Origin of the sequence: Emcibacter sp., assembly GCF_048269205.1 — a bacterium.
Lineage (GTDB): Bacteria > Pseudomonadota > Alphaproteobacteria > Sphingomonadales > Emcibacteraceae > Emcibacter.
Map to the genome: position 1 here is coordinate 566,455 of NZ_JBLXJC010000002.1, position 13,934 is coordinate 580,388.

Here is a 13,934-nt window from a genome sequence, read left to right on the forward strand (position 1 = left end):
TGCCGGGCGGGTTTTTCCGTTTCCCCTGCACAGATCCGGGAATCACTTTTTCGTGAATTTCAATATGCCAGCGTCGGATCAGGTTCCACAATACGTACAATATGTGGAATCATGTAACGGAAAAAAAACGGACATATCCACACAATCTTGGCTTTGTTCAGATTCAAGTTGGGCCTATACTGCATGTCTATAAAAAACAGTATCTGTAAAACTGATCCATATTAAGGAAATATAATGTTCTTCAGGGGTTTAGTCATAGTTTTCATCCTTGTTTCGGGGGTCATAGGGGCATATTTTTACTTTGCCGGGGAACCCCGGCAGGCGACACGCATGGCAGGCGAACGGGTAGTACAGGTTATCGCCACCAGGGTCGCTATGGACCAGTTTGTCGACACGGTTGAAGCACTGGGCACCACAAAGGCCAATGAATCTGTCGTCCTGACGGCCACCACGACAGACAAAGTTTCGGTCATTAACTTCAATGACGGCATGATTGTCAAAAAAGGGACCGTCCTGGCCACTCTGGTGACCGAAGAGGAAGAGGCCGATCTGCGTGAGGCCCGGGCCAACTTTGACGAGCAGGAACGGGAACTGAAACGTATCAGGGGACTGGTGGAAGCAAAGACCCTGGCCACTGCCCGGCTCGACGCCCAGAAAACTCTCTATGAAAAGTCCCTGGCCCAGCTTCAGATTGCCCAGGCGCGTATCCGCGACAGGCAGATAATCGCACCCTTTGACGGTAAACTGGGTATCCGGCAAATCAGCGTCGGCGCCCTTGTAACACCCGGCACAGTCATTACCACCATCGACGACCTGTCCGTCATCAAAGTGGACTTTACAGTGCCGGAATCGTTTCTCGCCGCCCTGAAGGAAGGCCAGACCATCGAAGCCAGGTCGGCGGCCTATGACCGTCTATTCACAGGACGAGTGGCAACCGTCGACACCCGGGTCAATCCTGTTTCCCGCGCGGTCATGGTCCGCGCCGAAATTCCCAATGACGAAATGCTGCTGAGACCCGGGATGTTGCTAACGATCGACCTGATCAGAAACCGTGGCCAGTCCATCATGATCCCCGAAGAATCCATCATCAATTATGAAGACCGGAAATATGTTTTCGTCGTACAGTCCGACAATACGGTTTCCCGCCGCCAGATTGAAACCGGCCGCCGGCGGCCCGGGGCGGTGGAGGTTCAGGCAGGCCTCGAGATCGGAGAACTGATTGTCAGTGAAGGGTTGTTGAAAATCCAGGACGGAACCAGGGTAAGTCTCAAAACAGATGAACCGGTAACCGCATCCGGCACTGCAGGCGGGGAGTGACACTATGATCCTGTCTGACATCTCCGTTGATCGCCCGGTTTTCGCCACCGTCATCAGCCTGCTGCTGATCACCTTTGGCGTCATGAGCTTCATGGAGCTCCCCCTGCGCCAGTATCCGGACGTCAATCCACCGGTCATTTCTATCCGCACCAACTATCCGGGCGCCTCGGCACAGGTGGTGGAAACCAAGGTCACCCAGATGATCGAGGACAGGATCAGCGGCGTCGAGGGTATCAAGACGATTTCGGCAAACAGCACCGACGGGCGCTCTTCCATCACTATCCAGTTTTCCATCAACAGGGATCTGGATGAAGCCGCCAGCGACATCCGCCAGCGTGTCTCCACGGTACTGAATAACCTGCCCGAGGAAGCCGACCCGCCGGAAGTCACAAAAGACGACGAAAACGACGACCCGATCATGTGGTTGAACCTGCGCAGCACCACCATGGACAACCTCAAGCTGGCGGACTTTGCAGAGCGCTATATCGTCGACCGGTTGTCCAGCATTGACGGCGTAGCCCGGATCCGGATGTCCACCTCCACCTATGCCATGAGATTGTGGCTCGATCGGGAGAAAATGGCCGCCCGAGGGGTCACAGCAAGCGATATTGAAACAGCCCTGCGTACAGAGAATGTGGAGCTTCCCGCCGGAAGGCTGGAGTCATCGGAACGGGAATTCACCGTCCGCATGAGCCGCGAATACGAACGGCCCGAGGATTTTGCCGCACTGGTCATCAAACAGAATGAAGACGGCCACCTCACCAGGATAGGCGATGTGGCTAATGTGGAACTGGGTGCCGAAAACTATCGCTCTGAAATGCACAGCAACGGCGACTATATGATCGGGCTCGGGATCATCAAACAGTCCAAGGGCAACACGCTTGATGTCGCCCGGGCAATCAAGGCTGAACGGGAGAAAATCAATAAATCCCTGCCTGCCGGCACAGAAATCGGAATGAGTTATGACAGTTCCCGTTTCATTGAGGAGGCAATCAACGAGGTTTATAAAACCTTCGCCATTGCCATGGTTCTTGTCGTGGCGGTGATCTATTTGTTCCTTGGCAGCGTCCGGGCCATGCTGATCCCGGCCGTTACGGTGCCGGTGTCCATCACGGCATCTTTTATTTTCCTCAATATGGCTGGCTTTTCAGTCAACCTCCTGACCCTGCTGGCGCTGGTTCTGTCCATCGGACTGGTGGTTGATGACGCCATCCTGGTGCTGGAAAACATATACAGACGCGTGGAAAATGGTGAGCCACCGCTTCTTGCCGCCTATCATGGCGCCCGCGAAGTCGGCTTTGCCGTGATTGCCACCACTCTTGTCCTTATCGCGGTATTTGTCCCCATCGTTTTCATCGAGGGTGAAACCGGCCGTATGTTTACTGAATTCTCGCTGGCCATGGCAGCGGCGGTGGCCTTTTCCTCCCTGGTTGCCCTGTCGCTTTCCCCCATGCTCTGTTCCAAGTTGCTGAAAAAGAAGGACAAAGACAATGCCTTCCATGCCGCAGTCAACAACAGCTTCAGGAAGCTTGAAGATGGATACAAGAGCCTCCTGGAATGGCTGCTTAAACGTTACTGGATTGTTCTGGCGACAATGGCTGTTGTTCTGGTAGTTGCCGTCGGACTTTTCCGGGCTCTGCCGTCGGAATTCATGCCTCTTGAAGACCAGGCCGTTGTTTACATCATGGCCAAGGGTCCGGAGGGAAGCAGCTATGAAACCATGCACGACAAAATGTTTGCCGTGGAAAAAGACCTGCTTGGATATCTTGATAGTGGCGAGGCCTTCAACATCATTGTCAGGGTCCCCGGTTTCGGCTCCAGGGGCGCCAATTCCGGCATCGCCATTGTGCGATTGTCAGAATGGGATGAGCGTGACCGCTCTGCCCAGGAACTCCGTGACGAGCTGCAAAAGAAACTCTCAAGCCATGTTGGTCTGCGCTTGTTCGCCACCATGCCCACCGGCATTCGCCGGGGATCAGGCCAACCGGTTCAATTCGTCCTTCAGGGCACGGATTATGACGAGCTTGCCCGCTGGCGTGACATTATGCTGTCGGAACTTGACGATTATCCCGGCATATCCGGCCTCGACAGCGACTATAAGGAAACCAAACCGCAAATTCTGGTTGATATCAACCGCGACCGGGCCGCGGACCTTGGTGTCTCTGTCGCCACAATCGGCCGGACCCTGGAAACCATGATGGGATCACGCGAGGTCACGACCTTTGTTTCCGGCGGAGAGGAGTATCCGGTGATCCTGGAGGGCATCAAGGGTGATACACAGACACCGGACGACATGTCCAATATCTATGTACGCTCCGACCGGACCGGCAACCTGATACCCATTTCCAACCTGGTCAGCCTGCATGAAGTGGGCAGCGCCTCCGACCTCAAGCGGTTCAACCGCCTGCGCTCAATCACCCTTTCCGGAAGCGTAAACCCGGGGTATACCCTCGGCGAGGTGCTGGATCATATGGAATCCGCCGCCAGGACCCACCTTCCCGCCACCGCCGGCATCGACTACAATGGTGAAAGCCGCGACTTCAAAGAAGCCGGCAAATCTATCTATCTGGTGTTCGGCATGGCCCTTGTCGTGGTGTTTCTGGTGCTCGCGGCACAATTCGAAAGCTTCCGTCACCCCTTCATCATTCTGCTGACGGTGCCCTTCGCCATGACCGGGGCTTTCCTGGGACTGCAACTGACCGGTCAATCGCTGAATATCTATAGCCAGATTGGCATTATCATGCTGGTGGGACTGGCCGCCAAGAACGGCATCCTGATTGTGGAATTCGCCAACCAGCTCAGGGACAGGGGTGTGGAGTTCATGGAGGCGCTGCTGGAAGCCTCACGCAAGCGCCTGCGGCCCATTGTCATGACCTCGATTACAACTGTGATGGGATCGGTGGCGCTGGTACTCGGCACCGGCGCCGGGGCGGAAACCCGCTTTGTCATCGGTATCGTGGTCATCAGTGGCGTACTTGTCGCCACCTTCTTTACCCTGTTCATCGTGCCGGTGGCCTATATGATCTTTGCACGGGGAACGAAGTCCCCCAACGCCATCAGGGACCTGCGCCTGAAGATCGAGGAAAGGCTTCGCCGGAGCGCAACGGACCAGAAGTAAGCGGGACGGATCGAAAGAAAGGAGAAGGTTACTGGATACGTTCCACCTTGTAACCTTTTTCTTCCAGCATATTCAGCACGCTGTCTTCACCAACCAGATGGGCCATGCCGACAACAACAAGAACCTGCTTTCCTGAATTGATTAGTTCAACAAGGGGGGAAACCCACTTTTTGTTGCGATTGACCAGAAGCGCGTCATACATGGAGGGATAGGTTTTCATCTCCTTCAGCATGGTATTCTCGATCTGCTCGGCATCACCGGAGGCCCAGGCGGCAATATAACTGTTCATATAGTCGTCGAACTGATCCATTTTATCCAGGGTATCCTTGAGCATGGCTGTCTGCACTTCAAGGGGATGATGGGCCAGAGCCTCAATCTGCTCCTTGGTCGTCTCAAGACCGCTTATGGCTTTCCCGGTCTGTGTCGCCCGTCCCTGCAGAACATGATCAACACCGCTCTGCGGATCAAGGCCGTTGGCGACAATGGTCTGGACAGACAGCATGATCGCCAGATACCAGGGCTGCAGACGATTGACCTGCGCCTCTGCGAGGCCCATGGGCTGTGTCAGCTTCAGGGCTTTCTGATAATGCTCGGCATCCAGCAGGGTGTTCAGGCTGTATCCCTGAGGCAGCATGGAATTGGACATCATCAGCATGGCAATCTCCCCCTGCCCCTTCGCATCCATGACCGTTTCCATTACAAACACGTCGGTCTCATCAAACGCCTTCTGAACATTTCCCTGATACCAGGTCAGGCCTTTTGGCAGGACATGAAAAGAGCCAAGGAAATAGACTGTGGCCTCTTCCTTTTCGATTTTCCATAAAGCGGGTGTGGCTGTTGTTGGCAGGCCTTCTGCAGCCTGAACCGCACCCCCTGAAAAAATAATAACAACAACCAGAAAGGCTGTAATCTTCCTGCTGACGCCATGGCTGAACTGCTGTAGTGCTGTAAAAAACATATCCGGGTATACCTTTGTTTGATCTTCTTATTTTCTCAACTATAAAGCGGGAATAGACCCTCTGTATATGTCTAAAATCGGGCACATTGATGAACCGTGTGTGAAACAGCCGGAAAATCCCGCTGCGGGGCTGTTTTTTTGCCCCTGAATCCCCTTGCAATTGGCTATAAAGGGCGTTATAAGCCTTGCTTCCGTTGGATGGTCTGGCCATGGAAGGGCATGCCTCGCCATCCGGAAAGCTTCCGCAGGCAACTGCGACAGGAATATTTGAGAAGGAAAGCTAAATGCCCAAACTGAAGACAAAAAGTGGCGTCAAAAAGCGCTTCAAACTTACCGCCAGTGGTAAAGTGCGTTCTGGCCAGGCCGGCAAACAGCACGGCATGATCAAACGTACGAACAAACAGATCAGAAACCAGCGCGGCACGACCATCCTGTCAGACCAGGATGCCCGTATCGTCAAGAAGTTTCTGCCCTACGGCTAAGGAGAAGCACAATGGCACACGTCAAACGCGGCGTCACATCGCACGCCAAACATAAAAAAGTTATCAAGGCGGCCAAAGGCTATCGCGGTCGTCGTAAAAATACCATCCGCGTTGCCAAACAGGCCGTGGAGAAAGCGGGTCAGTACGCTTACCGGGACCGGAAAGTCCGGAAGCGTCAGTTCCGTGCCCTGTGGATCCAGCGCATCAATGCCGCTGCCCGCCTGCACGACCTGACCTACTCACGATTTATGAACGGCCTGAAACTCGCAGGCGTCGAACTTGACCGTAAAGTTCTGGCCGATCTGGCCGTTCGTGAACCGGAAGCCTTCAAAGCCCTGGCTAGCCAGGCACAGTCTGCTCTCAGCGCAGCCTAAAGCTTACCGGTTTATTTCAAGTTTGAAGGGGCCTGCTCTTGGCAGCAGGTCCCTTTTTATGTATGCACTAGGTGAAAAAGAAAACTACGGGTGTAAATATGGAAGACCTCCAGTCACTGGAACAGGAAATCCTGGGACAGATAAATTCCGCGAATGACATTGAGACCCTTGAGGAAGTGAGGGTTTCCGTGCTCGGCAAGAAAGGCCGTGTCAGTCTGATGATGCGTGAACTCGGCAAAATGACGCCCGAGGAAAAGCAGGAGTACGGGCCAAAACTCAACACCCTGAAAAACACGCTCAACGATGCCATCGGTGGACGGCGCGAGGCGCTTGAGGACGAAATCCTCAACAAGCGCCTGCAGTCGGAAAAACTGGACATCACGCTGCCTGTTGCCCCCTCGGAGCCGGGCAGCATACATCCGATCAGCCAGGTGATTGACGAAGTCACCGAAATTTTCACGGAACTGGGCTTCAGTGTGGCCGAAGGACCGGAAATCGAGGAAGATTTCTATAACTTCACCGCCCTGAACATCCCGCCGGAACATCCGGCGCGCCAGATGCATGACACCTTCTATTTTCCGGAGGATGCGGAAGGCAATCGCAAGGTATTGCGCACCCATACCTCGCCGGTGCAGATCCGCACCATGATGAACGGCAAACCTCCGTTTCGCATCATTGCCCCGGGCCGGACCTATCGTTGTGATTCCGACGCCACCCATACTCCCATGTTCCATCAGGTGGAAGCCCTGGTGATCGACAAGGGTATCCATATGGGTCATCTGAAATGGAGCATTGAGGAATTCTGCCGCAAGTTCTTTGAAGTGGACAATGTAAAAATCCGCTTCCGGCCCAGCTATTTTCCTTTCACCGAACCGAGCGCCGAGGTAGATATCGGCTGTGTTTTCAAGGACGGTGAAGTGCTGATCGGCGAAGGCGACGACTGGCTGGAAATTCTCGGTTGCGGCATGGTCAATCCCCGCGTCCTGGAAAATGTCGGGCTTGATCCCAATGAATATCAGGGTTTCGCCTTCGGCATGGGGCTGGACCGTATCGCCATGCTGAAATGGGGTATTCCCGATCTCCGCGATTTCTTTGCCGCCGACCTGCGCTGGCTGAAACATTATGGTTTCGCCGCGCTGGATATTCCGGCGCTGAGCACCCGCGGCGTTAAATAGGATAAGGGCAAAGTACAATGAAGTTCACACTTTCCTGGCTTAAGGAATATCTGGATACGGATGCGGACCTGGCCACCATCACTGAGAAACTGACCGCCATCGGGCTGGAAATCGAGGAAGTCGAAAATCCGGCTGATGTGCTGAAACCTTTTGTCATCGCTGAAATCATCGAGGCCGAACGGCATCCGGACGCGGACAAGCTGCAGGTCTGCAAGGTTAATACCGGCAGCGAGGTACTGCAGGTGGTCTGCGGGGCCCCCAATGCGCGGGCCGGCCTGAAAGGCGCCTTTGCACCTTCCGGTGCGGTAATCCCCACCAACGGCATGAAGCTGAAGCCCACCAAAATACGTGGTGTGGAAAGCAACGGCATGATGTGTTCCGAGCGGGAGCTGGGCCTTGGCGAGGACCATGACGGCATCATCGACCTGCCCGCCGATGCGCCGCTGGGCACACCCTTTGCCGACTATGCAGGCCTTAATGATCCGATCATTGAAATCGCCATCACACCGAACCGGCAGGATGCCCTTGGTGTTTATGGCATTGCCCGGGATCTGGCGGCCGCCGGGCTTGGCACCCTGAAACAACCTTCTTTCGAAAAGGTTACACACAGCGGGGAAAGCCCGATCAAGGTGAAGCTGGAAACGGAACAGTGCCCGGCATTTGCCGGATGCTACATCAGGGGTGTGAAAAACGGCCCGAGCCCGGACTGGCTTCAGAAACGTCTGAAAGCCATCGGCCTGCGCCCCATTTCCGCACTGGTGGATATTACCAACTATATCACGTTCGATATGGGACGGCCGCTGCACGTCTATGATGCTGATCGCCTGCAAGGCGACATTGTGGTGCGCAAGTCAAAGGAAGGAGAAACCCTTTCAGCCCTCAATGACAACGACTATACCCTTGACGCGGGCAGCTGCGCCATCACCGATGGCAGCGGTGTCATCGGCCTTGGCGGCATCATCGGCGGCACCTCCACCGGTTGTGAGGAAGAAACGGTCAATGTCTTTGTGGAGTGCGCCTGGTTCGACCCGATCGCCATCGCCATGACAGGCCGCAAGCTGGGCATTGACAGTGATGCGCGCTATCGCTTTGAACGGGGTGTCGACCCGGATAGCCTCATTCCCGGCATTGAGCAAGCCGCCCGCATGATCCTTGATCTTTGTGGCGGGGAAGCCAGCGAGATTTTTGTCGCCGGACAGGCGCCCGACATTACCAAGACTATCCAGGTACGTCCGGAGCGCATCCGGTCGCTGGGCGGTGTTGACGTCTCCGGCAAGGATATGGCGGATATTCTCGTCCGTCTCGGTTTTGGAGTCGAGGACAAAGGCGAAGTGTTGAATGTGACCACTCCCTCCTGGCGTTGTGACATCGACGGTGAAGCTGATTTCGTCGAGGAAGTACTGCGTATCTACGGATTTGAACATATTCCTTCAACCCCGTTGCCGAAATCCAGCCGGGAAATCGATACCGGCCTCTCCCGGCTGCAGAAACGGGTCCGGATGGCCAAACGTACAGCAGCGGAACAGGGGCTCAGGGAGGCCGTCACCTGGTCCTTCCTGCCTTCCGCCCAGGTCGGCCTTTTTGCTGAACTCAAACCGGAAATAGTTCTGGAGAACCCCATCAGCAGCGATCTGGATGCCATGCGTCCCAGCCTCCTGCCGAACCTGATTACTGCCGCCGGCCGAAATATCGACCGGGGTTTTAAAAATGTCGCCCTGTTCGAATCCGGCAGCCAGTTTTCCTCTGATACGCCGGAGGGCCAAAGCCTTGTACTGGCTGGTATACGCCGGGGACAGACAGGGGCGCGCCACTGGGCCGATGCGCCGGAAAATGTATCAACTTTCCATGCCAAGGCAGATGCGGAAGCGATACTTCGTGGGGCGGGTGCAAAAATCGACAATGCCCAGATTGTCCCAGAAGCGCCATCCTGGTATCACCCGGGCAGAAGCGGTGCCATCCGCCTCGGCCCCAAGAATGTGCTGGCCTATTTCGGGGAACTGCATCCCAAGGTGCTGAAAGCACTGGATGTGAAAGGACCGCTGGTCGCTTTCGAAATCCTGCTTGAAAACATTCCCCTGCCCAAAGGCAAGGGTGGTAACAGTCGCGGACCGCTGAAAGCCTCCGACTACCAGGCGGTTGAAAGGGATTTTGCTTTTGTCGTCGACCAGAATGTGGCCGCCGCGGAAATCATGAAGGCGGTACGCGGGGCAGATAAGAAGCTGATAGACGATGTCAGTATCTTTGACGTGTATCAGGGGCAGGGCGTTCCGGAAGGACAGAAGTCTGTCGCCGTCAGTATGCGCCTTCAGCCGGACGACAGGACCCTGACCGATGAGGAAATCGAGCAAATTGCCGATAAGGTTATTGATTCGGTGAGTAAGGCCACCGGGGGCAGCCTGAGATAACATTAAATATTTAGGATATTCTTGCATGAAAGGCTATGCCACGTAAAATTGCAGAACCCTTTGTAATCTCAAGCATTAACCATATTTAAAGGGCTTAAATTTATACTCCTTGGGTTAGTTGTAATAGTTCCCGGGGAAACAGAGATGGCAGACGCTCAAAAAGCGGAAAAAATTCCTCTCAAGCTGCGCCTCAAAGCGTGGTGGGAGGGATATGATGTAAACGACATGAAAAACCGGCTGAAATCAGACGATTCAGCCGATGATGTCGGAAATGCGGATGCTACATCAACCGAAAGCAGTGACGAACCAAAGGCTGTGCCGGCACCGGAAGCCGCTGTTTCCGAGAGCAAGGAACGCCTGAGCGGCAATCTCGCCGTTCTGCCCTGGGATGAAACCAGAATGGAAATTTCCCAGCTGGTCTGGGGTGAAGGATACTGCGGACCGGGGGGACCGGACCACATCAAAACCATGTCAAAACTGCTGGCCATGACACCTGAAATGAGCGCTGCTGTGGTCGGAGCCGGTCTTGGCGGACCCTGCCGTGTTATGGCCGAGGAGTTCGGCGTCTGGATCACAGGTTACGAAGAGTCACCTGAGCTTGCCAAAAAAGGCATGAGCATTTCCACCATGGCCGGATTGGGCAAGAAAGCAGAAATTTCCAGCTATGACCCCAACTCGGAAGAGCCCTTCAACCGTCGTTTTGACAGGGCATTTTCCAAGGAGGCCTTGTACACGGTTAAGGAAAAAGGCAATCTCCTCACCAAAATGTTTGAGAAACTGAAGGATGATGCCCTTTTTCTGATTTCAGACTATACTTTGTCTGGACCGGAAGTCCTGGAAGACGATAATGTGCAGAAATGGCTGAAACAGGAAATCAACCGTCCTTATCCGGTTACGGCTGAAATGATGACAGCAATGCTTGAAAAAGCCGGCTTCATGCTCCGGGTCAACGAGGACATTTCCGATCTCTATATTGATCTGATCGCCAAAAGCTGGTCAAATGCGGATAAAATTGCAGCTACACTTGCCACCGACAATGGGGAAAACTGTCCGGAAATCGGTGTGCTTATGAAAGAAGCCTCTTTCTGGTCCTTAAGGGCCAAGCTGCTCAAAGAGAAAAAAATCCATGTCTGGCGTTTTCTGGCCTATAAGCCGGCAGAAAGCTGAGAAAGTGGGGGATCGTGTCAAAAGTGGCAGTAGCTGAAAAAGATATAAAAGTACCGTTCCGCTGGCGCCTGAAGGCCTGGTGGGAAGGTTATGACGTTGCCGACATGGAAGCGAAGCTCCGTGCGCGCAACGGTAATGCCACGTACGAGGAACTGACCAGGGACGATTCCAAGCTGGAGGCGGAGAAAGAGCCGGAAAACGAGAAATTCAGCTGGAGCGACGCCCGCATCCAGGTTGCCCAGTTGATCTGGGGACAGGGGTACTGCGGTCCCGGTGGGCCGGAAAACGTGATCGCCATGTCCAAACTTCTTGCACTGACACCAAAACACAGCGCCATGGTGATTGGCGCCGGCCTCGGCGGCCCCGCACGTGTGCTTGCACAGGAATTTGGTGTCTGGATCAGTGGTTACGAACATACCGAACAGCTGGCCGCCAAGGGCATGCAGATGTCAAGGGATGCCGGCCTTGAGAAAAAAGCGCCCATCTACTACAAAAATTTCGATACGATCGAACCCTTTGAGCGTAATTTTGACCGCGCTTATTCCAAGGAAGCCTTCTTCACCATTGAGAAAAAAGAAGAACTCCTGATTGAAATATGCAACAACCTGAAGGAAGACAGCCTGTTCCTGATCACCGACTATGTCATTCGGGATGCAGAAGCACTGGAAAATGCGGGTGTCCAGAAATGGCTGAGGCAGGAACCGCTGGACCCCTTCCCGGTCACCTCGGATACCATGATCAAGCACCTCAAGGACGCTGGTTTCAACATCCGTGTGAATGAAGATATCACAGATCACTATATCGAACTGATCCAGGATGCCTGGGCAGAAGCCGACAAAGTTGTTAAGACGCTTTCGGCCCGGGGGCCCGAGTCCGCCGAAAACCTTCAGATGATCATGCAGGAAGCTCAGTTCTGGTCCCAACGCACCAAGCTTCTGCGCAGTGGGCTTCTGCAGGTGCACCGTTATCTGGCGCATAAACCTTCTGTAATCAGGTAAGGCACTATTATCAGATAAGCTTGGCAAAAAACGCATTGCCCTGCACATCTCGCTTGTATCTCCATATCAAGGAGTGATAAAAGCGCCTTCATGACAGACATAGACAAGATTAGAAACTTCTCGATCGTTGCCCATATCGACCACGGCAAGTCCACGCTTGCCGACCGGATGATCCAGTTTTGCGGCGGCCTGACTGACCGTGAGATGAAGGAACAGGTGCTGGATAGCATGGACATCGAGCGGGAGCGCGGCATCACCATCAAGGCCCAGACTGTGCGCCTTGAATATACCGCCCGTGACGGTGAGACCTATACCCTGAACCTGATGGATACACCGGGCCACGTGGATTTTGCCTATGAGGTCAGCCGCTGTCTTTATGCCTGTGAAGGATCCCTGCTTGTGGTGGACTCCAGCCAGGGCGTAGAAGCCCAGACCCTGGCCAATGTTTATCAAGCCATTGACAATGACCATGAAATCGTCCCTGTCCTGAACAAGATTGATCTGCCGGCCGCCGAACCGGAACGGGTGCGCGAACAGATCGAGGATGTGATCGGCATTGACGCCTCGGAAGCCATTCTCGCCTCGGCTAAAACCGGCGAGGGGATCGAGGACCTTCTGGAAAGCCTGGTGCACAAACTGCCCGCCCCCACAGGCGACAGGAATGCGCCGCTGAAGGCGCTGCTGGTGGACAGCTGGTATGACTCCTACCTTGGCGTGATGGTTCTGGTCCGCATCATGGACGGGGTGATGAAGAAAGGTCAGCGCATCAAGATGATGGCTGCCGGTTCAGACCACCTGCTTGACCGTGTCGGTGTCTTTACCCCCAAGGAAAAAATGGTCGACGAACTGGGCCCCGGCGAAGTGGGCTTTTTCACCGCCTCCATTAAGGAAGTCGCCCAGACCCACGTGGGGGATACCATTACCGACGCCAAGAAACCTTGTGAAAAAGCGTTGCCCGGCTTCAAACCGGTACAAAGCGTGGTTTTCTGCGGCCTGTTCCCGGCTGATACCTCTGACTTTGAAGTACTGCGCGAAAGCATGCACAAACTGCGGCTCAACGACGCCAGCTTTGAATTCGAGACGGAAACCAGCGCCGCCCTGGGTTATGGCTTCCGTTGCGGTTTCCTCGGCATGCTGCACCTGGAAATTATCCAGGAACGCCTGATGCGGGAATTCGACCTGGATATCATCACCACCTCCCCGAGCGTGGTCTACAAGCTGCATATGACCGACGGGACCTTGAAAGAGCTTCACAACCCGGCTGACATGCCCGACCCGGTGAAGATCAAGGAAATCGAGGAACCCTGGATCAGGGCGACCATTCTTGTACCCGATGATTATCTGGGACCGGTTCTGACCCTGTGCCAGGACAAGCGTGGCGAGCAGATCGAACTGACCTATGCCGGTAACCGGGCCATGGTGGTTTATAAACTGCCGCTTAACGAAGTGGTCTACGACTTCTATGACCGGCTCAAATCCATCAGCCGCGGCTACGCAAGCTTTGACTATCAGATGGATGAATACCGGGTCGGCGACCTGGTCAAGATGTCCATTCTGGTCAATGCGGAACCCGTGGATGCGCTAAGTGTGATGGTACACCGCTCCCAGGCGGAATATCGCGGCCGGGCGCTCTGTGAACGCCTCAAGGACCTGATCCCGCGCCAGCTGTTCAAAATTCCGATCCAGGCCGCCATCGGCGGCAAGGTCATCGCCCGTGAGACCATCTCTGCCATGCGCAAGGATGTGACCGCCAAATGTTACGGTGGTGACATCACCCGTAAACGCAAGCTTCTGGAAAAACAGAAGAAGGGCAAGAAGAAGATGCGCATGTACGGCAAGGTGGAAATCCCGCACGAGGCCTTCATCGCCGCCCTCAAGATGGGCGACGATAAATAGAACAAAAAACCCGGGTCTGAACCCGGGTTTTTCATACTCAGTTC

The 13,934-nt window shown here is 54.6% G+C and carries 10 protein-coding genes; 9 read left to right on the plus strand and 1 reads right to left on the minus strand.

Annotated features, from left to right (window positions below; translation table 11 throughout):
- The first annotated feature begins 330 nt into the window (after positions 1–330).
- Complete coding sequence (locus tag ACN0YD_RS11525; RefSeq protein ID WP_417319898.1) at positions 331–1,317, plus strand: efflux RND transporter periplasmic adaptor subunit; 987 nt, start codon at positions 331–333, stop codon at positions 1,315–1,317.
- Positions 1,318–1,321: 4 nt separating this feature from the next.
- Positions 1,322–4,435 (plus strand): efflux RND transporter permease subunit, encoded by a 3,114-nt coding sequence (locus tag ACN0YD_RS11530; protein WP_417319900.1) that lies wholly within the window; start codon positions 1,322–1,324, stop codon positions 4,433–4,435.
- Positions 4,436–4,463: 28 nt separating this feature from the next.
- Here the strand turns inward: ACN0YD_RS11530 and ACN0YD_RS11535 are convergent, their stop codons facing one another.
- Positions 4,464–5,393, minus strand: coding sequence for a TraB/GumN family protein (locus ACN0YD_RS11535; protein ID WP_417319902.1), 930 nt, complete (start codon positions 5,391–5,393; stop codon positions 4,464–4,466).
- Positions 5,394–5,677: 284 nt separating this feature from the next.
- Between ACN0YD_RS11535 and rpmI the strand changes: the two genes are divergently transcribed.
- The 7 genes from rpmI (at position 5,678) to lepA (ending at position 13,890) form a co-directional block, all read left to right on the plus strand.
- Positions 5,678–5,875, plus strand: a complete 198-nt coding sequence (rpmI, locus tag ACN0YD_RS11540; protein ID WP_417319906.1) for a 50S ribosomal protein L35 — start codon at positions 5,678–5,680, stop codon at positions 5,873–5,875.
- A gap of 11 nt (positions 5,876–5,886) precedes the next feature.
- Entirely contained in the window at positions 5,887–6,249 is a 363-nt protein-coding gene (gene rplT, locus ACN0YD_RS11545) for a 50S ribosomal protein L20 (protein WP_417319908.1), read from the plus strand.
- 98 nt (positions 6,250–6,347) lie between these two features.
- Positions 6,348–7,424, plus strand: coding sequence for a phenylalanine--tRNA ligase subunit alpha (gene pheS / locus ACN0YD_RS11550; protein ID WP_417319910.1), 1,077 nt, complete (start codon positions 6,348–6,350; stop codon positions 7,422–7,424).
- A gap of 17 nt (positions 7,425–7,441) precedes the next feature.
- Positions 7,442–9,829 (plus strand): phenylalanine--tRNA ligase subunit beta, encoded by a 2,388-nt coding sequence (gene pheT / locus ACN0YD_RS11555; RefSeq protein WP_417319912.1) that lies wholly within the window; start codon positions 7,442–7,444, stop codon positions 9,827–9,829.
- Positions 9,830–9,973: 144 nt separating this feature from the next.
- Positions 9,974–10,996, plus strand: coding sequence for a methyltransferase domain-containing protein (locus ACN0YD_RS11560; protein ID WP_417319914.1), 1,023 nt, complete (start codon positions 9,974–9,976; stop codon positions 10,994–10,996).
- A gap of 14 nt (positions 10,997–11,010) precedes the next feature.
- Positions 11,011–11,994, plus strand: a complete 984-nt coding sequence (locus tag ACN0YD_RS11565) for a class I SAM-dependent methyltransferase (RefSeq protein WP_417319916.1) — start codon at positions 11,011–11,013, stop codon at positions 11,992–11,994.
- A gap of 90 nt (positions 11,995–12,084) precedes the next feature.
- A complete protein-coding gene (lepA, locus tag ACN0YD_RS11570) occupies positions 12,085–13,890 on the plus strand; it encodes a translation elongation factor 4 (protein ID WP_417319918.1) in 1,806 nt (601 codons plus the stop codon).
- Positions 13,891–13,934: the final 44 nt, after the last annotated feature.

Bases quoted from the DNA above. Each gene is read 5' to 3' on its own strand.
- ACN0YD_RS11525 (WP_417319898.1), top strand. From the start codon at position 331: ATGGCAGGCGAACGGGTAGTACAGGTTATCGCCACCAGGGTCGCTATG.
- ACN0YD_RS11530 (WP_417319900.1), top strand. From the start codon at position 1,322: ATGATCCTGTCTGACATCTCCGTTGATCGCCCGGTTTTCGCCACCGTC.
- ACN0YD_RS11535 (WP_417319902.1), bottom strand. From the start codon at position 5,393: ATGTTTTTTACAGCACTACAGCAGTTCAGCCATGGCGTCAGCAGGAAG.
- rpmI (WP_417319906.1), top strand. From the start codon at position 5,678: ATGCCCAAACTGAAGACAAAAAGTGGCGTCAAAAAGCGCTTCAAACTT.
- rplT (WP_417319908.1), top strand. From the start codon at position 5,887: ATGGCACACGTCAAACGCGGCGTCACATCGCACGCCAAACATAAAAAA.
- pheS (WP_417319910.1), top strand. From the start codon at position 6,348: ATGGAAGACCTCCAGTCACTGGAACAGGAAATCCTGGGACAGATAAAT.
- pheT (WP_417319912.1), top strand. From the start codon at position 7,442: ATGAAGTTCACACTTTCCTGGCTTAAGGAATATCTGGATACGGATGCG.
- ACN0YD_RS11560 (WP_417319914.1), top strand. From the start codon at position 9,974: ATGGCAGACGCTCAAAAAGCGGAAAAAATTCCTCTCAAGCTGCGCCTC.
- lepA (WP_417319918.1), top strand. From the start codon at position 12,085: ATGACAGACATAGACAAGATTAGAAACTTCTCGATCGTTGCCCATATC.